The sequence below is a fragment of the Actinomadura sp. NPDC049382 genome (assembly GCF_040677125.1).
GTDB classification, from domain to species: domain Bacteria; phylum Actinomycetota; class Actinomycetes; order Streptosporangiales; family Streptosporangiaceae; genus Spirillospora; species Spirillospora geliboluensis.
In genome coordinates this window covers 39,788-57,342 of the sequence record NZ_JBFARO010000048.1, presented here as the reverse complement: position 1 = coordinate 57,342, position 17,555 = coordinate 39,788, and the positions used below count along the sequence as shown (strand labels likewise).

Sequence of the window (17,555 nt, the reverse complement as noted above, 5' to 3'; positions counted from 1 at the left end):
CCCTCGGGCGCGGCGGAGAGCGCGCCCGAGGGTGCGGCGGGGCCTGGGGCGTCGGCGGCGGCGGTGCGCCCGGTGAGGAGCCGGCGCGGCCCCGGCCCCTCGTCGCCGAGCCGGTCGTAGGGGTTGGCGAGGGCGCACTTCTTCAGCGACAGGCAGCCGCAGCCGATGCAGTCGGTGAGGTCGTCGCGGAGCCGTTCGAGCTGCCGGATGCGGGCGTCGAGGTCGCCGCGCCACAGCTCGGAGAGCCGCGCCCAGTCGGCGACGGTCGGGGTGCGCTCCTCGGGGAGGGTGGCGAGCGCGTCGCGGATGTCGCCGAGCGGGATCCCGACGCGCTGCGAGACCTTGATGAACGAGACCCGGCGGAGCGTGTCGCGGCTGAACCGGCGCTGGTTGCCGGCCGTCCGGCGGCTGCTGATCAGGCCCTTGGACTCGTAGAAGTGCAGCGCCGAGACGGCCACGCCGCTCCGTTCGGCGAGCTGCCCGACGGTCAGTTCGTACACCCGGTGCTCCAGCCGCGTCATGGCCCGCATCCTATGCGGCCTCGACCGCGGTCCAGATGCCCGGCCGGGACGGGCCCGCCGGTCAGCGCGGGTAGGGGGCGCCGCGCGCCCCGCCCATCCGCTCGGCCGTCCGGCCCAGCTGCCGGAGCCGGAACGCGGCGCCGAGCAGGGCGGCGCCCGACAGGATCGCGAGGAGCCCGATCAGCCAGACCACCGCGATCGCGCCGGAGACCGGCCAGGCGAACAGCAGGATGCCGAACAGCAACGAGATCGCCCCGGTCAGCACGTACGCCCATTCGCCGCGCAGCTCCCGGCGCAGCGCCACCGCGACGATGATCTCCAGCAGGCCGGTCGCGACCGCCCACGCGGCGATCAGCATCAGCAGGACGAACGCGGTGATGCCCGGCCACACCAGCGCGGCGATGCCGAGCGCGATCCCGGCGACCCCGGACACCGCCAGCAGGCCGCGCGGGCCGCCGGTGGTGCCGCGGAACGCCTGCGTCACCGCGACGACGCCGTCCGCCAGCGCGTACGCGCCGAACAGCAGCACCAGCGCGAACACGGTGATGCCGGGCCAGACCAGCGCGACGATGCCGAACAGGATCGCGAACGCGCCGCGCACCGCCAGCACCCACCAGTGGCGCGTCATGAGGTCGAACATGCGGGGCCTCCCGGGTCGGACTTCTCCCAGTGCTAGCCCCTGCACGGTCGCGGCAGCGCCAAGGCCGGGCGCGGACTGCGTAAAGTCCGCGACCGGCCCCGGTGTCACGCAGGTGCCGTGCGGCGGGTCAGTGCTCCAGGCGGCGCACCAGGTCGTTGTACTCGTCCCACAGCGGCTGCGGCAGGTGGTCGCCGAACTTCTCGAAGAACTCCGGCACGAGCGCGGCCTCCTGCTTCCACACCTCGGTGTCGACCGACAGGAGCGTCTCCAGGTCGGCGTCGTCGATGGTGAGGCCGTCGGTGTCGAGCGCCTCCCGGGTCGGCAGGTGGCCGATCGGGGACTTGGCGGCGTCGGCCTTGCCGTTGAGCCGCTCGACGATCCACTTCAGCACGCGGCTGTTCTCGCCGAAGCCGGGCCAGATGAACTTGCCGTCGGCGTTCTTGCGGAACCAGTTGACGTAGTAGATCCGGGGCAGCTTCTCCGGGTCGGTGGCCTTGCCGATGTCGAGCCAGTGGCCGAAGTAGTCGCCCATGTTGTAGCCGCAGAACGGCAGCATGGCGAACGGGTCGCGGCGCAGCTCGCCGACGGCGCCCTCGGCGGCGGCGGTCTTCTCGGACGCGATGTTGGCGCCGAGGAACACGCCCTGCTGCCAGTCGAAGGACTCGGTGACGAGCGGGACGGCGGAGGCGCGCCGGCCGCCGAACAGGATCGCCGAGATCGGGACGCCCTTCGGGTCCTCCCACTCGTCGGCGATGATCGGGCACTGCCCGGCCGGGGTGGTGAAGCGGGCGTTCGGGTGGGCGGCCGGGGTCTGCGACTCCGGCGTCCAGTCGTTGCCCTTCCAGTCGGTGAGGTGCGCGGGCGGCTCGTCGGTGAGGCCCTCCCACCACACGTCGCCGTCGTCGGTGAGCGCGACGTTGGTGAAGATGCTGTTGCCCCACAGGGTCTTCACGGCGTTGGCGTTGGTGCTCTCGCCGGTGCCGGGCGCGACGCCGAAGAAGCCGGCCTCCGGGTTGATCGCGTAGAGCCGGCCGTCGTCGCCGAACCGCATCCAGGCGATGTCGTCGCCGATGGTCTCGACCTTCCAGCCGGGGATGGTCGGCTCCAGCATGGCGAGGTTGGTCTTGCCGCACGCGGACGGGAACGCGGCGGCGACGTAGCGGGTCTCGCCGGTGGGCGGGGTCAGCTTCAGGACGAGCATGTGCTCGGCCATCCAGCCCTCGTCGCGGGCCATCGTGGAGGCGATGCGCAGCGCGTAGCACTTCTTGCCCAGCAGGGCGTTGCCGCCGTAGCCGGACCCGTACGACCAGATCTCCCGGGTCTCGGGGAAGTGCGTGATGTACTTGGTGGAGTTGCAGGGCCACTTGACGTCCGCCTGGCCGGGCTCCAGCGGCGCGCCGACCGAGTGGACGGCCTTGACGAAGGAGCCGCGCTCCTCGATGAGCCGCAGCGCGCCCGCGCCCATCCGCGTCATGATCTTCATCGACACGGCGACGTAGGCGGAGTCGGTGATCTCGACGCCGAGCTGGGAGATGCTGCCGCCGAGGGGGCCCATGCAGAAGGGCACCACGTACATGGTGCGGCCCTTCATGCAGCCGTCGAAGAGCCCGTTCAGGGTCTCCTTCATCTCGCCGGGCGCGATCCAGTTGTTGGTGGGACCGGCGTCCTCCTCCTTCTCGGAGCAGATGAACGTGCGGTCCTCGACGCGGGCGACGTCGGTGGGGTCGGACGCGGCGTGGAAGCTGTTCGGCCGTTTGGCCGGGTCGAGGCGGGTCAGCGTGCCCTGTTCGACGAGGAGGCCGGTGAGCCGCTCCCACTCCTCGTCCGAGCCGTCGCACCACTCGACGCGGTCCGGCCTGGTCAGCTCGGCGATCCCGCGCACCCACTCAATCAGTTCGGTGTGGCCGGTTGGGGCCTGGTCGAGGCCGGGGACCTGGATGGACACGGGCTACTCCTTCAGCTGTTCGCAGGATCTTTGCATGATGAACAAGACCCGACGTTTTTGCCATTTGGTCTGGACCAATCACGTCCGCTTTTGCGGGGCTATGCCCGCTTTGTGATTGTTCTCACGCGAAACCGGACGTGATGCCCGCCACCTCCCCGGACGTCCCCGCGAGCCGCCTCAAGCTGGGTAAACGTGGGTCTCCGTGGCCTTGACAGCGGCCCACACCGCCGTCCCCTCCGACAATTCGAGTTCCGCGACGGCGGCCGGAGTCACGTCCGCGACGGCGTCGAAAGGCGGCCCGGACAGGCGCACCCGGACCCGGTCCCCGTGCCGTTCGACGGCGGCCACGCGGGCGCGCCACAGGTTGCGGGGGCTGCCGTCCGGACGCGTCCGGTACAGCGCCACCGAGGACGGCGCGAAGGCTATGAAGACCTCACCGCCGGGAGAGTCCACCGTGTCCAGGGTCGCGCCGCCGTCGCCGATCGCGACCGTCCCGCCCTCGGCCCGTCCCCGGTACAGGTTCAGCCCCACGAGCCGGGCCACGTAGTCGGTGCGGGGACGGCGCGCGACGTCCGCCGGCGGGCCCTCCTGGACGAGCCTGCCGCCCTCGACCACCGCGATCCGGTCGGCCAGCACCATCGCGTCCAGCGGGTCGTGGGTGACGAGCACCGCCGCGCCCGCGAACCCCGCGAGGTGGCGGCGCAGCGCGGCCCGGATCTCCAGCCGGGTGTGGGCGTCGAGGGCGGCGAGCGGCTCGTCCAGCAGGAGCAGGCCCGGGTCGACGGCCAGCGCGCGGGCGAGCGCGACCCGCTGCGCCTGCCCGCCCGACAGCGCGCGCGGGCGTGCCTGCGCGTACTCCGCCAGCCCCACCCGCTCCAGCCAGCCGGCGGCGATCCGCCGCGCGGCGCGGCGGCCGAGGCCCCGGCAGCGCGGCCCGAACGCGACGTTCTCCAGCACCGTGAGGTGCGGGAACAGCAGGTAGTCCTGGAAGACCATGCCGATGCGGCGGCGGTCCGGAGGCAGCGGGCGCAGGTCCTCGCCGTCCACCCGGACGTGCCCGCCCGCCATCGGGACGAGCCCCGCCAGCGCCCGCAGCGCGGTGCTCTTCCCGGCGCCGTTCGGGCCGAGCAGCGCCACGACCTCGCCGGGCGCGGCGGCGAGCGGCAGGTCGAGGTCGAACGCCGCGCGCCGCACCACGAGCCGCGCGTCCAGCCCCCTCACGTGGACCCCACCCAGCGGTCCCGCAGCGCCGCCAGGACGATCACCGACACCGCCAGCAGGACGAGGCTGAGCACGATCGCGGCCTGCGGATCGGTCTCCAGCGCGAGGTAGACGGCGAGCGGCATCGTCTGCGTCCGGCCCGGGAAGTTGCCCGCGAAGGTGATCGTCGCGCCGAACTCCCCCAGCGCCCGCGCCCAGCACAGCACCGCGCCCGCCGCCACGCCGGGCGCGACGAGCGGCAGGGTGACCCGGCGGAACACCGTCCAGCGGCCGGCGCCGAGCGTGGCGGCGGCCTCCTCGTAGCGCAGGTCGGCGGCGCGCAGCGCGCCCTCCACGCTGATCACCAGGAACGGCATCGCGACGAACGTCTCGGCCAGCACGACGCCGGCGGTGGTGAACGGGAACGTGATCCCGAACGCGTCGTCCAGCCACCCGCCGACCAGGCCGCGCCGCCCGAGGACGAGCAGCAGCGCGACGCCGCCGACGACCGGCGGCAGCACCAGCGGCACCGTCACCAGCGCCCGGACGAGCCGGACGCCGGGGAACCGGACGCGGGCCAGCGTCCAGGCCAGCGGGACCCCGAGCACCACGCACAGGCAGGTGGCGAGGGTGGCGCTGAGCAGCGACAGGCGCAGCGCGTCCAGCACCTGCGGCTGCGCGAGCCGGGTGCCGAGCGTCGACCAGGGCGCGCGGACGAGCAGCCCGAGCAGCGGCAGCACCAGGAACGCCAGCCCGGCGAGCGCGGGCAGCAGCAGGACCCACGGCGGCCGTCCCGGCAGCCGGTCGGCCTCCCCCGCCGGCCTCACGGCGCCTCGAAGCCCGCCCCGGCCAGTGCCGCCCGCCCCCGCTCCCCGAGCACGAGCGCGATGAACTCCTTGGCGAGGGCGGAGTTCGGCGCCTTGGCGACTTCGACGATCGGGTAGTCGTTGACGGCCTTCGCCGCCTCCGGGAACTCGATGGCCCGGACCCTGCCGCCCGCGGCCTTGGCGTCGGTGCGGTAGACGAGCCCGGCGTCGGCCTCGCCCAGCCCGACCTTGGTGAGGACGGCCTTGACGTCCTTCTCCCGCGACACCGGCCGCACCTCGACCCCGGCCGCGCCGAGCGCGGTCTTCGCGGCGGCCCCGCACGGCACCTGCACGGCGCACAGAACGACCTTCAGCCCGGGACGGGCGAGGTCGCCGACCGCGCCCACCTTGCCGGGGTTGTCCGCGGGGACGGCGATGACCAGGCGGTTCCGGGTGAAGACCCGGGGCGTCCCGGCGGCGTCTCCGGCGTCGGTCACCGTCTTCATCGTGGCCGGGTTCGCGGACGCGAACACGTCCGCCGGGGCGCCCTGCGTGATCTGCTGCGCGAGCGTCGAGCTGCCGCCGAAGTTGAACCTGACCTTCGCGCCCCGATGCGCCCGCTCGAACTCCCTGCCGAGCGCGGTGAACGTCTCGGTGAGCGAGGCCGCCGCGAAGACCGTCAGCGTCCCGCCGCCCTTCCCGCCGCCGCTCGTCCCGGACGGCCCGTCATCGACGTCTCCGCAGCCCGCCAGGGCCACGAGCAGGAGGGCCGCCGCCGACAGCGTCTTCTTGATCACGATGCCCCCGGTTCCGCGACCTCGACCACGACGTTCGTCGACTTCACCACCGCCTCGGCGACCACGCCCACCTGGAGGCCGAGGTCGTCGGCGGCCTCGCGGCTCATCAGCGACACGACCCGGAACGGGCCCGCCTGGATCTCCACCTGCGCCATCACCCCGTCCCGCACGACGTCGGTGACGATCCCCCGCAACCGGTTGCGCGCCGAGGAGAACCGCTCCGGCTGGTCGGACGGCGGCGCCCCGGCCCCGCGCGCCTGGTCCCGCACGAAGGCGGCGAGCTCGGCGCCCGGCACGAGCCGGTGGCCGTGCTCGTCCCGGGACGCGGGGAGCCGCCCGCCGTCCACCCAGCGGCGGACCGTGTCCGCGCTGACGCCGAGCAGCGCCGCCGCCTCGCTGATCCTGAACGTGGTCACGGGGGCAGCCTAGCCAACCGCAGATACAAGGGGAAGCGCGCCGAATGTCAGGATGATGCGACCCGAATGGCCATTCGGGGCTTGCATCTGCGGTCAGCGTCCGTCCAGCAGGACCTCGGTGATCATTCCGAGGTTCGCCCAGTCGACCGGCGGCTCCCGCCGGAGCCGCCCGAACGTGGCGACCTCCACGTAGGTGCGCTCCCCGTCCGCCGCCACCCCGTGCGGGCCGGACGCCCGGAGCCGCTCCAGCTCGTCCGCCGTCACCTCGGCGGAGAACAGGTGCGCGCGGTGCGCCGACAGCGTCGCGTTCACCTGCCGCACCCCGTGGGCGCGCAGCCGGCCGGGCGCCAGCGCCAGCCCGGTCTCCTCGGCGACCTCCGCCAGCGCCGTCCGCACCGGCCCTCCCCCACCGGACCCGCCCGGCGCCTCGCGGACGAACCCGGCCGCGCACGGGCTGCGGAACTCGCGGACGAGCACCACCTCCGTGTCGTCGAGCGTCGCGCCGCGCCGGTAGAGGACGACGACGGAGACGTCCGGCCGCCCGATGACGACCTCGTTGTCCTTCACCCGGTCCTCGGCGGTGACGCGCACCCGGACGTGCAGGCCCCAGCACACGTCGAACCGGAACACCACCCGCGCGCCGAGCAGCACGTTGCCCGCGTCCCGCTGCCCCGCGTACCAGGACTGGAACGCCTCGTCGCGCCACAGCAGCAGCGGCACCTCCCGCTCGCCGCCCGACCGGGGCGCGCCCGCGCCGATCCGGTCGAGCGCCGCCGCGGCCGTCCCGCCCAGGTCCGCCGCCGTGGGCACCCCGAACTTTGCGGCGTAGTGCAGGAGGTAGCGGTTGCCCGGCGCCTCCGGCGGCGCGCCGAACACCACGCGGCCGCTGTCGTGCCAGTCCCCCCACTCGACGTTCGTGGTGAACGCGGGCATGGTGGCCGGGTCGCGCGGTACCCAGAACACCACCTCGTCGGACAGGTGCAGGCAGCGCTCCTCCCAGTCCACCTGCCCCTCGTAGTCGGGGTAGCGGCCGTGCTGGTCCTCCGGGACGAACACCACGAGCCGCCCCGGCCCCCGCCACCGGCGGGCCAGCTCGGCGATCGCGTCCGGCCTCCAGGACGGGACGCCGGGCGAACGCGGCGTGGGGCCGGCGAGGAAGACGGCCGCGTCCCACCGGTCCGGCGGCTCCTCGCGCGCATAAACGACCACAATGCCGCTTTCCATGGAAATACTCCCTTATTGGCCATGTATGGGTCTTCGAGCCGTGTGGGTCGGCCCCCACCGGGTAAACGGTGACTCAAACAGAATCCGGACACGCCCGGTCAGGAGGATTGATCATGACTGGGATCATGCGAGCACCTCGCACCCGGGGCGTCCTCAGCGGCGTCATGCTGATCCTGCTGGGGCTGTGGGGCGGCCTGCTGCCCTTCGTCGGCCCCTACTTCGGCTTCGGCTTCGCACCAGACAGCACCTGGGTCTACACCACCGACAGACTCGTCCTGAGCATCGCCCCGGCGGCCGCGACCGTCCTCGGCGGGCTCATCCTGCTCTTCAGCGCCAACCGCGCGGTCGCGATGTTCGGCGGCTGGCTGGCCGTGCTCGGCGGCGCCTGGTTCGCCGTCGGCCCACTGATCGCCAGGCTGTGGGACGTCACGGGCATCGGCCTCCCCCTCGGCACCGGGCGGGGCCAGATCATCGCCGAGCAGCTGGCCGGCTTCACCGGACTCGGCGTGGTCATCGTGTTCTTCGGCGCGCTCGCGCTCGGCCGGTTCGCCGTCCTCGGCGCGCGGGAGGCCGCGCGGACGGCCGGCGGGGCCGGAGCCGGAGCGGAAGCCGCCGGCGGGGCGACCGCCACGCAGCCGATCGCGCAGGGCCGCTACGCGCGGGACAACCAGACCGGCCGCGTGCCGCAGCAGCCGCAGGCCGGCCACGACGAGCCCATCGCGGGCAAGCGCCACTACGAACGCTAACGGCGGTCGCGGCTGCGCATGTTGCGGACCGCCTTGGTGGTCTCGTAGCTCCCGCGCTCGTCGTCCGTCCGCACGTCGTCGCGGTCGGTGAACATCGCCACGAAGGCGATCAGCAGGCCGACGCCGCCGATCCACGGCTCCCGCCAGGCGAAGCTGAGCGCCACGCAGGCGACAGCAACGGAGATGAGCAGCAAGAGCTTCACGTCGCACCCCTCGACCGCGCCCTGATGCCCGGGGGCCCGCGGGCCCTCCGGACGTCCACCACGTTCCGTTGCGGATCCCCGAGTAATGGAAGACTTACTCGGCGTCCGTAGGAGCATCCTGACATGCCGCGGCCCGTCCGGGAAAGATCCCGGACGGGCCGCGCGCCGAATATTTCGCTATTTGCGGTTCTTTCCGCGCTTCTCGCGGATCTTCATCGTGATGTCGAGCGGGGTGCCGTCGAAGCCGAACTCCTCGCGCAGCCGCCGCTCGATGAACCGCCGGTAGCCCTCCTCCAGGAACCCGGAGGTGAACAGCACGAACCGCGGCGGCCGCACCCCCGCCTGCGTCGCGAACAGCACGCGCGGCTGCTTGCCGCCCCGCACCGGGTGCGGGTGCGAGTTCACCAGGTCGGCGAAGAACTGGTTCAGCTTCGACGTCGGGACCCGCATCTCCCAGCCCGCGAGGGCCGTCTCGATGCCCGGCACCAGCTTCTCCACGTGCCGGCCCGTCTTCGCGGAGATGTTCACCCGCGGTGCCCAGCGCGCGTTGTGCAGCTGCCGGTCGATCTCGCGCTCCAGGTAGTGGCGGCGCTCCTCGTCCAGCAGGTCCCACTTGTTGTAGGCCAGCACCAGCGCCCGGCCCGAGTCGATCACCATCGAGATGATCCGCAGGTCCTGCTCCGCCAGCGGCTGGTCGGCGTCCACCAGCACCACCGCGACCTCGGCGCGCTCCAGCGCCGACTGCGTGCGCAGCGTCGCGTAGAAGTCGGCGCCCTGGTTCTCCCGGTGCCGCCGCCGGATCCCGGCCGTGTCGATGAACCGCCAGGTCTCCCCGCCCAGCTCGATCAGCTCGTCGACCGGGTCGCGGGTCGTGCCCGCCACCGAGTCCACGACCGCGCGGTTCTCCCCCGCCAGCTTGTTCAGCAGGCTCGACTTGCCCACGTTCGGACGGCCGAGCAGCGCGATCCGGCGCGGCCCGCCCGCCTCGCCGAACGTCTCCGCCGGCGGCTCCGCGGGCAGCGCCTCCAGCACCGCGTCGAGCAGGTCGCCGCTGCCGCGCCCGTGCAGCGCGCTCACCGGGTGCGGCTCGCCGATGCCGAGCGACCACAGCAGCGCCGCGTCCGACTCGGCGCCCGCGTCGTCGACCTTGTTGGCGACCAGCACCACCGGCTTCCCGGCCCGGCGCAGGATCTCCACCACGGCCTCGTCCACGTCGGTCGCGCCCACGGTCGCGTCGACCACGAACATCACCACGTCCGCCAGGTCGACCGCCAGCCGCGCCTGCTCCGCGATCGCCGCGGCCAGGCCGGACGAGTCGGGCAGCCACCCGCCGGTGTCGACGACGGTGAACCGGCGCCCGCTCCACGACGCGTCGTAGGCGACCCGGTCGCGGGTCACGCCCGGGACGTCCTCCACGACGGCCTCGCGGCGGCCGAGGATCCGGTTGACGAGGGTGGACTTGCCGACGTTCGGCCGCCCGACCACCGCCACCACCGGCGCCGGCCCCGCGTCCGCGGCGACGTCCTCGACGACGTCCACCGTTTCGATCTCGTAATCGCTCACTGCCCTGTCCCCGGGGCGGCCCTCAGGCCGCCCCCTCACTCATGCTCTTTGGCGAGGCGGACGACCGCCTCGATGACCTCGGCGAGGCTCAGCTCCGTCGAGTCGATCTCGTGCGCGCCCGCCGCCTTCGTCAGCGGCGACGCCTTCCGGGTGGAGTCCAGCCGGTCCCGCCGCGCCTGCTCGGCCCGCGTCACCGTCACCGACGCCCCCGGGTCGGCCGCGAGGTCCTTCGCCCGGCGCGCGGCCCGCGCCTCCTCGCTGGCCGTCAGGTACACCTTCACCGCCGCGTCCGGCGCGACGACCGTGCCGATGTCGCGCCCCTCCACCACGATCCCGCCGGCCCCGATGATCTCCCGCTGCAACTCGACCAGCCGGGCCCGCACCGCCGGGACGGCGCTGACCGCGCTGACCGCGTTCGTCACCTCGCGGGTGCGGATCGGCCCGGACACGTCCGCGCCGTCCACCATGATCGCCGGCGCGTCCGGGTCGGTGCCCGACACGATCTCCGGCTCGTGGGCGCGCGCCGCCACGGCGGCGCCGTCCTCCACGGGCACGCCGTTGTCCAGCATCCACCACGTCATGGCGCGGTACATGGCACCGGTGTCCAGGTACCGCAGCCCGAGCGCGCGGGCGACGCCCTTGGACGCGCTGGACTTGCCCGAACCGGAGGGTCCGTCCATGGCGATGACGAGCGGCACGATCGCTCCCTCTCTTCGTCGTCGGAGCACCCGCCGGCCACGGGCCGGCGGACGAGCACGGGCGGACCCCCGCCGCACGGCGCAGAGCCCCCCGATTTCCCCCGGCGAACCAGGCTACCGGTCCCCGGAAGCCCCCGGCACCGACCAACCCCGCGCACGCAGCTCGGAGGCGAGGCGGTCGGCGGCCTCGGGGACCACCGCCAGTTCCAGGACGCCCAGCGGGCGGCCCGGGGAGTGCTCGATCGTCACGTCCTCGATGTTGACGCCCGCGATGCCCGCCGCCTGGAAGATCATCGCCAGCTCGCCGGGGCGGTCGGGGATGACGACCTGGACGGTCGCGTAGGCGGGCTGGTCGCCGCCGTGCTTGCCGGGGATGCGGGACCGGCCCGCGTTCCCGCGCAGCAGCAGGTCCGCCACGTGGGCGGCGGCCTCCTCGCTGCCGTCGCGCAGCAGCGACGCGGCCACCGCGAGATCGGTCGCGACGGCCTCCAGCACGTCCGCGACGGGCTGGGAGTTCGCCGACAGGATGCCGATCCACAGCCGCGGGTCGCTCGCCGCGATCCGGGTGACGTCCCGGACGCCCTGCCCGGCCAGGCCCAGCGCGACGTCGTCGGCGCCGGTCAGCCGGGCCGCGACCGCCGCCGACACCACGTGCGGGCCGTGCGAGACGAGCGCCACGGCGCGGTCGTGCTCGGCGGCGTCCACCCGCACCGGCATCGCGCCGCACGCCTTCGCCAGGCCCGTGACGGCGTCGACGGTCTCCGGCGTGGCCTCGGCGGGCGCGCACAGCGCCCACGGGCGGCCGAGGAACAGGTCGGCGCGCGCCGCGCTCGGCCCGGACCGCTCGCTCCCGGCGAGGGGGTGCCCCGCCACGAACGTCGTCAGGTCGCAGCCCAGCTCCGCCGCCTGCGCCAGCGGCAGCGCCTTCACGCTCGCCACATCGGTGTAGGCGGTCGCGAGACCGCGCTTCTGCGCGTCCAGCAGCGTCACCGCCACCGCGGCCGGCGGCACCGCCAGCACCGCCAGGTCGGCGGGCCCGTCGTGCGCCCCGTCCGGCAGCGCCTCCCCGGCGCCCAGCTCCACCGCCAGCGCCAGCGCCGCCGCGTCCCGGTCGGTCAGCAGCACCTCGGCGCCGCGCTCGCGCATCGCCAGGGCGATCGACGTCCCGATCAGCCCCGTCCCGACGACGACGATGCGCCGCGCCACCACGTCCTCGCTCACGCCGAAACCCTACTGCGCCCCGCCCACTGCCTCGCTCCGCTCGGGCGCTACTGCGCGATGTCGAGCCGGAGCGCCGTCGCACCGCGCAGGTAGACGTGCTGGACGTCCGAGCGGGGGCGGTCGGTCTCGATGTGCGCCATCAGCCGGATCACCCGGGGCAGCGCGCCGGGCACGCCGATCTCGGTCGCGCACAGCAGCGGCACCTCGTGGAAGCCGAGCTTGCGGGCGGCGAGCGCCGGGAACTCCGCCGTCAGGTCCGGTGTCACCGTGAAGATGACGCTGATCACGTCGTCGGTGCTCAGCCCGTTGCGGGCCATCACCTCCGCGACCAGCTCCGTCGTCGCCTCCAGGAGCTGCTCCCGGTCGTCGGCGTCGATCTGCGTCGCCCCGCGGACCGCGCGTACCGCCACAGTCGTCCTCCCCTTCCCGTGTCCCTAGAGCCCGACGGCCTTGTAGAGCTCGCCGACCTCCCGCACGCTCAGCGCGCGCATCCCGCCCGGCTTCAGCGAGCCCAGCTTGATCGGGCCGAACTCTATGCGGGCGAGCTGCTGGACCGGGAACCCGACCTCCTTCAGCAGCCGCCGGACGATGTGCTTGCGCCCCTCGTGCAGCGTGATCTCCACCAGGACGCGCCGCCCGACCTGGTCGAAGACGCGGAACCGGTCGGCCTTGGCGGGCCCGTCCTCCAGCGTCACCCCGGCCTTCAGCCGCCTGCCGAGGTCGCGCGGGATCGGACCGTGGATCTCCGCCAGGTAGGTCTTGTCGACGCCGAACGACGGGTGCATCAGCCGGTGCGCCAGCTCCCCGTCGTTGGTGAGCAGGATCAGCCCCTCGGTGTCGGTGTCGAGCCGGCCGACGTGGAACAGCCGCTCGGGGACCTCCACGTAGTCGGCGAGGGACTTGCGGCCCCGCTCGTCCGACATCGTGGACACCACGCCGCGCGGCTTGTTGATCGCGTAGTACCGCATCTCGGCGCGGGTCTCGACGCGCTTGCCGTCCACGTGGATGACGGCGGTCCGCGGGTCGACGCGCTCGCCGAACCGGAACACCTTCTTCCCGTCGACGGTGACGCGGCCCTCGCCGATCAGCTCCTCGCAGTGGCGGCGGCTGCCGACCCCGGCCTCGGCCAGGACCTTCTGCAGCCGCACGCCCTCGTTCTCACTCACGGAAATCCTCAATCGTCCACTATGTCGTCGGGCAGGTCGTCCGGCAGGTAGGGGGCGAGCTCCGGGAGCTCGTCGAGGTCGCGGAGCCCGAGCCGCTCCAGGAAGTACCCGGTCGTGCGGTACAGGTGCGCCTGCGACTCCGGGTCCTGGCCGGCGTCCTCGATCAGGCCGCGCAGCGTCAGCGTCCGCATGACGCCGTCGCTGTTGACGCCGCGGATCGCCGACACGCGGGCGCGGCTCACCGGCTGCCGGTAGGCGACGACGGCGAGCGTCTCCAGCGCGGCCTGCGTCAGCCGCGCCTGCTGCCCGTCGGTGACGAACCGCTCCACCACCGGGGCGCACACGTCCCGGGTGTAGAACCGCCACCCGCCGGCGACCTCCCTGAGGTCGAACCCGCGGCCCTGCTCGGTGTATTCCGCGGCCAGTTCCCGGAGCGTCTCCGCGACCTCGCCGCGGGGGCGCTCGAGCAGCTGCGCCAGCATCATCTCGGTGACCGGCTCGTCCACCACCAGCAGGATCGCCTCGATCGAGGCGCGCAGCCCCGGGAGCTCCGGCGCCGGCGCGCCGGGGTCCTCACTCATCGTCTCGCCCGTCTCCCTCGTCTCGCGCGTCTCGCGCGTCTCGCGCGCCGTCCTTCTCCGGGGCGCCCTCGTAATCGTCGCCCACCTCGACGTCGCCGTCGTCGGCACCCGTCCAGATCACGTGCAGCTCGCCGAGGGGCTCGTCCTGCTCGAACAGGACGGCCTGCTCCCGGTACAGCTCCAGCAGCGCCAGGAACCGCGCGACGACCTCGTAGGTGCCCTCCGCGTCGGCGGCGAGGATACGGAACGTCGTGCGGCGCAGCCGGCGCAGCAGCGCCACGACGATCGCGGCCTGCTCCTTCACGCTGGCCTTCGGCTGGTACATGTGCTCGACCGACACCGCGGGCGGCGCCTTCGGGGCGAGGGCCTTCGCGGCGAGCCGCGCGAACTCCTCGGGGCCGAGGCCGAGCAGCACCTCCGGCAGCAGGTTCGCGAACCGCGGCTCCATCGGCACCAGCCGCGGGAAGCGCCGGCCCGCCTCGGCCATCCGCGCGGCGAGCACCTTCGCGACCTCCTTGTAGGCGCGGTACTGCAGCAGCCGCGCGAACAGCAGGTCGCGGGCCTCCAGCAGCGCCAGGTCCTCCTCGTCGTCGACCTCGCCGGACGGCAGCAGCCGGGCGGCCTTCAGGTCGAGCAGGGTCGCGGCGACCAGCAGGAAGTGGCTGGCCTGGTCGAGGTCCCACTCCCGTCCGTAGGAGCGGATGTGCGCGATGAAGTCGTCGGTGACCTTGTGCAGCGACACCTCGGTGATGTCGAGCTTGTGCTTGGAGATCAGGCCGAGCAGCAGGTCGAACGGGCCCTCGAAGTTGTCCAGGTGGACGCGGAAGCCCTGCTGCTCCCCGTCCTCCCGCCCCGGCTCGGGCGGCGTGCCGTCCACGTCGCTCACGGTAGCGGAGGACTCCTCCCGCGCTGTGCTCACCGGCCACATCGTCCCATGCCCGGCGCTGCGCTCGCACCATCGGCGGTCACGAGCGGTGACGAGACGCTACCGTCCGGTCATCCGGCGGACGAGCCCCTCGGTGTAGGCGCGGGTGAAGGTGTCCGCGGGGCCGGTGATCTGCACCTGCCCGGCGGTGATGGCCTGCATCACCTGCGCGGGAGGGGAGATGAGCGTCCCGCCGATGAGCATGCCCATCCGGCCGCTCGGCGACCGGCTCGCGAACCCCTGCGCGGCCTTGCCGGTCAGCGCGGCGAAGCCGGGCCGGTCGGCGTCGGTGAGCGTCAGCTGGACGGTCCAGCCCGTCGCGCCGCTCGCCGGGTCGGGCGCCGCCGCCTTCACCGCCTCCAGGCGGCGCACGGTCAGCTCGTCGGCGCCGAAGGCGTAGCAGGACGCGTCGCCGGCGACGGCGCTGGTACCGGGCCGGCACGGCGGCTGGGACACCTCGGCGACCAGCGAGAACGTCAGCGGCTCACGGAGGTCGACCGGCCCGGAGGACGCGGCCGCCCCGGAGTCGCCGCCGCCGAGGGTGAGGACGTAGGCGACGGTGCCGGCGATCAGCAGCAGCGCTGCGGCGGCCGCGGCGATCAGCACGAGGACCAGCGGCCCCGACCCGCGGCGGGGCGCGGCCGGCGGCGGCGCGCCGGGCGGCGAGCCGTACGGGATGGGCGGGGGGTGTCCCATGTGCGCTCCGTCAGGGGGGTCGGGGAACGCCGGGCCGGATCACTCCGCCTCGGCCCACCGCACGAGGACCTCGCGGGCGAGGCTCCGGTAGGCGTTCGCCCCCATCGAACTCGGGTCGAAGAACGTGATCGGCTCCCCGGCGACGGTCGCGTCCGGGAACCGCACCGTCCGGTTGATGACGGTGTGGAAGACCTTGTCGCCGAACGCCTCGACGATGCGGCCGAGGACCTCGCGGGTGTGCAGCGTCCGCGAGTCGTACATCGTGCCGAGGACGCCGTCGATGACCAGCTCCGGGTTGATCCGGCCCTGGACCTTGTCGATCGTCTCCATCAGCAGCGCGACGCCGCGCATCGCGAAGTACTCGCACTCCAGCGGGATCAGCACGCCCTCGCTGGCGGCGAGCGCGTTGACCGTGAGCAGGCCGAGCGACGGCTGGCAGTCGATGAGGATGTAGTCGTAGTGCGGGACCGCCGACTTCAGCGCGCCCTGCAGGATGTACTCGCGCCCGACCTCGTGGACGAGCTGGACCTCCGCGCCGGACAGGTCGATGTTGCTCGGCAGCAGGTCCATCCCGTCGACGCCGGTCTCGATGACGACGTCCTCCCACTCGGTGTCGTGCTCGAGCAGCAGGTTGTGGATCGTCACGTCGAGCTGGCGCGGGTCGCCCTTGCCGAGGCCGACCGACAGGGCGCCCTGCGGGTCGAAGTCGACGAGCAGCACGCGGCGGCCGTACTCGGCGAGCGCCGCGCCCAGGTTGATCGTCGTGGTGGTCTTGCCGACGCCGCCCTTCTGGTTGCAGACGGCCACGATCCGCGCGGGCCCGTGCTCGGCCAGGGGTTCCGGCTCGGGGAACACCGGCACGGGTCGCTGAGTGGGCCCGAGGGCCCGGCTCGGATCGGTCTCTATGGTGGCGGAGGAAAGGACTCCCTCCGCACCGTCTGTGCTGGTCACCAGATCCCTCCCCGGCGGCCCGGAAATGCCATCCAGAACGGGGACTCTAGGGCCGTCCACCCCGGGCCACAAGCCGACGCGCGCCGAACGTCGCGATTTGTGCCGCGACCGGTCCGTCCCGTTCCTCCCCGAATGCGCACCCCCGGTCAGCTCCTCGCGCGGGGGTGCGAGGTCGCGTAGACCTCCCGCAGCAACTGCGCCGTCACCAGCGTGTAGACCTGCGTCGTCGTCACCGACGCGTGCCCGAGCAGTTCCTGCACGACGCGGACGTCGGCTCCCCCGTCCAGCAGATGCGTCGCGAACGAGTGGCGCAGCGTGTGCGGCGACACCTCCGACAGCTGCGCCCGGTCGGCGGCGGCGCGCAGCACCATCCAGGCGCCCTGGCGCGACAGCCGCCCGCCCCGCGCGTTGAGGAACAGCGCCGGGCCGCCCCGCCCCGCCCCGGCCAGCTCGGGCCGCGCCCGCACCAGGTAGGCGTCCACCGCCTCGCGGGCGTAGTCGCCGATCGGCACGACCCTGGCCTTGCCGCCCTTGCCGGCGACGCGGGCGATCCCGTCCCGCAGGTCGAGGTCGTCGACGTCCAGGCCGACGGCCTCGGAGATCCGCGCGCCCGACCCGTAGAGCAGCTCCAGCAGCGCCCGGTCGCGCAGGCCGCGCGCCGCGCCGCGGTCGCCGGACGGCCCGGCCGCCGCCGCGAGCAGCCGCTCCACCTCCGGCAGCGAGATCGCCTTCGGCAGCCGGCGCGGCGGCGTCGGCGGCTTGACGTCGTGCGCGGGGTCGCGGGCGGCGAGGCCCTCCCGCAGCGCGAACCGGTGCAGGCCCCGCACCGCGACGAGCGCCCGCGCCGCCGACCCCGCCGACAGCGGCGGATGGTCCGCGTCGCCCTCCCGCAGCCCGAGCAGGAACGCGCGGACGTCCTCCTCGGTGATGTCGCCGATGCCGGCGCGGCCGCGCGCGTCCTGCACCCGCGCGTAGCGGCGCAGATCGCGGCGGTAGGAGCTGAGCGTATTCGCGGCGAGGCCCCGCTCGACGGCCAGGTGCCCCAGGTAGGACCGCACGGCCGAGTCGAGCGCGGAGGCCGTGCCCGCGCCGTGCGCGGCGCTCCGGGGGGACGGGCTCGGGGACAGTGCGGCACCTCGTTCCGGCCGGGGACTGCGGGGTCCCGCCCATCATGCCCCGTCCGGCGGCCCGAGGGGGACCTCCGCGGGCCCGGCCCCCGGGCGCGCCCCGGGCTCGGCCCCGGGCGCGCCCCGGGC

20 protein-coding genes are annotated in these 17,555 nt (G+C 73.9%); 1 reads left to right on the top strand and 19 read right to left on the bottom strand.

Going from position 1 to position 17,555, the window contains the following annotated elements; all coding sequences use genetic code 11:
• The 8 genes from soxR to AB0K34_RS25775 form a co-directional block, all read right to left on the bottom strand.
• On the bottom strand, positions 1 to 530 hold a 530-nt coding region (soxR, locus tag AB0K34_RS25810; protein ID WP_364551313.1), incomplete at its 3' end, for a redox-sensitive transcriptional activator SoxR.
• A 52-nt stretch (positions 531 to 582) separates the two neighbouring features.
• Positions 583 to 1,161, bottom strand: coding sequence for an HdeD family acid-resistance protein (locus AB0K34_RS25805; protein ID WP_138636854.1), 579 nt, complete (start codon positions 1,159 to 1,161; stop codon positions 583 to 585).
• 127 nt (positions 1,162 to 1,288) lie between these two features.
• A complete protein-coding gene (locus AB0K34_RS25800; protein ID WP_138636855.1) occupies positions 1,289 to 3,106 on the bottom strand; it encodes a phosphoenolpyruvate carboxykinase (GTP) in 1,818 nt (605 codons plus the stop codon).
• A 177-nt stretch (positions 3,107 to 3,283) separates the two neighbouring features.
• On the bottom strand, positions 3,284 to 4,327 hold the full coding sequence (locus AB0K34_RS25795; RefSeq protein WP_301175768.1) for an ABC transporter ATP-binding protein: 1,044 nt from the start codon (positions 4,325 to 4,327) through the stop codon (positions 3,284 to 3,286).
• Complete coding sequence (locus AB0K34_RS25790; RefSeq protein ID WP_138636857.1) at positions 4,324 to 5,133, bottom strand: ABC transporter permease; 810 nt, start codon at positions 5,131 to 5,133, stop codon at positions 4,324 to 4,326. Before AB0K34_RS25790 ends, AB0K34_RS25795 begins: the two co-directional genes overlap by 4 nt.
• Complete coding sequence (modA, locus tag AB0K34_RS25785) at positions 5,130 to 5,906, bottom strand: molybdate ABC transporter substrate-binding protein (protein WP_364551316.1); 777 nt, start codon at positions 5,904 to 5,906, stop codon at positions 5,130 to 5,132. The genes AB0K34_RS25790 and modA overlap by 4 nt, the downstream gene beginning before the upstream one ends.
• Positions 5,906 to 6,325, bottom strand: coding sequence for a TOBE domain-containing protein (locus tag AB0K34_RS25780; protein ID WP_301175767.1), 420 nt, complete (start codon positions 6,323 to 6,325; stop codon positions 5,906 to 5,908). The genes modA and AB0K34_RS25780 overlap by 1 nt, the downstream gene beginning before the upstream one ends.
• 93 nt (positions 6,326 to 6,418) lie before the next feature.
• The gene (locus tag AB0K34_RS25775) at positions 6,419 to 7,549 is read right to left on the bottom strand and encodes a nucleoside 2-deoxyribosyltransferase domain-containing protein (RefSeq protein WP_301175766.1); all 1,131 of its coding nucleotides are present in this window, start codon (positions 7,547 to 7,549) and stop codon (positions 6,419 to 6,421) included.
• A 113-nt stretch (positions 7,550 to 7,662) separates the two neighbouring features.
• Between AB0K34_RS25775 and AB0K34_RS25770 the strand changes: the two genes are divergently transcribed.
• Positions 7,663 to 8,295: a hypothetical protein gene (locus AB0K34_RS25770; protein WP_301175765.1), complete on the top strand. Its 633-nt coding sequence runs from the start codon at positions 7,663 to 7,665 to the stop codon at positions 8,293 to 8,295.
• Here AB0K34_RS25770 and AB0K34_RS25765 read toward each other — a convergent pair.
• The 11 genes from AB0K34_RS25765 to AB0K34_RS25715 all read right to left on the bottom strand — a co-directional run bounded on the left by AB0K34_RS25765 (position 8,292) and on the right by AB0K34_RS25715 (position 17,357).
• On the bottom strand, positions 8,292 to 8,498 hold the full coding sequence (locus tag AB0K34_RS25765) for a hypothetical protein (protein ID WP_301175764.1): 207 nt from the start codon (positions 8,496 to 8,498) through the stop codon (positions 8,292 to 8,294). The two genes, AB0K34_RS25770 and AB0K34_RS25765, sit on opposite strands and share 4 nt — an antisense overlap.
• Before the next feature lie 177 nt (positions 8,499 to 8,675).
• Positions 8,676 to 10,061, bottom strand: coding sequence for a ribosome biogenesis GTPase Der (gene der / locus AB0K34_RS25760; RefSeq protein ID WP_301175763.1), 1,386 nt, complete (start codon positions 10,059 to 10,061; stop codon positions 8,676 to 8,678).
• A gap of 35 nt (positions 10,062 to 10,096) precedes the next feature.
• Positions 10,097 to 10,759 (bottom strand): (d)CMP kinase, encoded by a 663-nt coding sequence (gene cmk, locus AB0K34_RS25755; RefSeq protein WP_301175762.1) that lies wholly within the window; start codon positions 10,757 to 10,759, stop codon positions 10,097 to 10,099.
• A gap of 114 nt (positions 10,760 to 10,873) precedes the next feature.
• Positions 10,874 to 11,980: a prephenate dehydrogenase gene (locus AB0K34_RS25750; protein WP_301175761.1), complete on the bottom strand. Its 1,107-nt coding sequence runs from the start codon at positions 11,978 to 11,980 to the stop codon at positions 10,874 to 10,876.
• A 47-nt stretch (positions 11,981 to 12,027) separates the two neighbouring features.
• Positions 12,028 to 12,390, bottom strand: a complete 363-nt coding sequence (gene aroH, locus AB0K34_RS25745; protein WP_301175760.1) for a chorismate mutase — start codon at positions 12,388 to 12,390, stop codon at positions 12,028 to 12,030.
• Positions 12,391 to 12,414: 24 nt separating this feature from the next.
• Complete coding sequence (locus tag AB0K34_RS25740) at positions 12,415 to 13,146, bottom strand: pseudouridine synthase (RefSeq protein WP_301175759.1); 732 nt, start codon at positions 13,144 to 13,146, stop codon at positions 12,415 to 12,417.
• A gap of 8 nt (positions 13,147 to 13,154) precedes the next feature.
• Positions 13,155 to 13,727, bottom strand: a complete 573-nt coding sequence (gene scpB, locus AB0K34_RS25735; protein ID WP_301175758.1) for an SMC-Scp complex subunit ScpB — start codon at positions 13,725 to 13,727, stop codon at positions 13,155 to 13,157.
• Positions 13,720 to 14,604 carry a segregation/condensation protein A gene (locus tag AB0K34_RS25730; RefSeq protein ID WP_301175771.1) on the bottom strand — a complete coding sequence of 295 codons (885 nt, stop codon included), beginning with the start codon at positions 14,602 to 14,604 and terminating at the stop codon, positions 13,720 to 13,722. The genes scpB and AB0K34_RS25730 overlap by 8 nt, the downstream gene beginning before the upstream one ends.
• A gap of 108 nt (positions 14,605 to 14,712) precedes the next feature.
• Entirely contained in the window at positions 14,713 to 15,348 is a 636-nt protein-coding gene (locus AB0K34_RS25725; protein ID WP_301175757.1) for a hypothetical protein, read from the bottom strand.
• Between the two features lie 39 nt (positions 15,349 to 15,387).
• Positions 15,388 to 16,254 carry a ParA family protein gene (locus AB0K34_RS25720; RefSeq protein WP_240808533.1) on the bottom strand — a complete coding sequence of 289 codons (867 nt, stop codon included), beginning with the start codon at positions 16,252 to 16,254 and terminating at the stop codon, positions 15,388 to 15,390.
• Positions 16,255 to 16,445: 191 nt separating this feature from the next.
• Complete coding sequence (locus AB0K34_RS25715; RefSeq protein WP_171069440.1) at positions 16,446 to 17,357, bottom strand: site-specific tyrosine recombinase XerD; 912 nt, start codon at positions 17,355 to 17,357, stop codon at positions 16,446 to 16,448.
• Positions 17,358 to 17,555: the final 198 nt, after the last annotated feature.

What these genes read in the sequence shown, in the direction of transcription:
- scpB (WP_301175758.1), bottom strand. Translation starts at nt 13,727, where the DNA reads ATGAGTGAGGACCCCGGCGCGCCGGCGCCGGAGCTCCCGGGGCTGCGC.
- AB0K34_RS25770 (WP_301175765.1), top strand. Translation starts at nt 7,663, where the DNA reads ATGACTGGGATCATGCGAGCACCTCGCACCCGGGGCGTCCTCAGCGGC.
- AB0K34_RS25725 (WP_301175757.1), bottom strand. Translation starts at nt 15,348, where the DNA reads ATGGGACACCCCCCGCCCATCCCGTACGGCTCGCCGCCCGGCGCGCCG.
- AB0K34_RS25805 (WP_138636854.1), bottom strand. Translation starts at nt 1,161, where the DNA reads ATGTTCGACCTCATGACGCGCCACTGGTGGGTGCTGGCGGTGCGCGGC.
- AB0K34_RS25775 (WP_301175766.1), bottom strand. Translation starts at nt 7,549, where the DNA reads ATGGAAAGCGGCATTGTGGTCGTTTATGCGCGCGAGGAGCCGCCGGAC.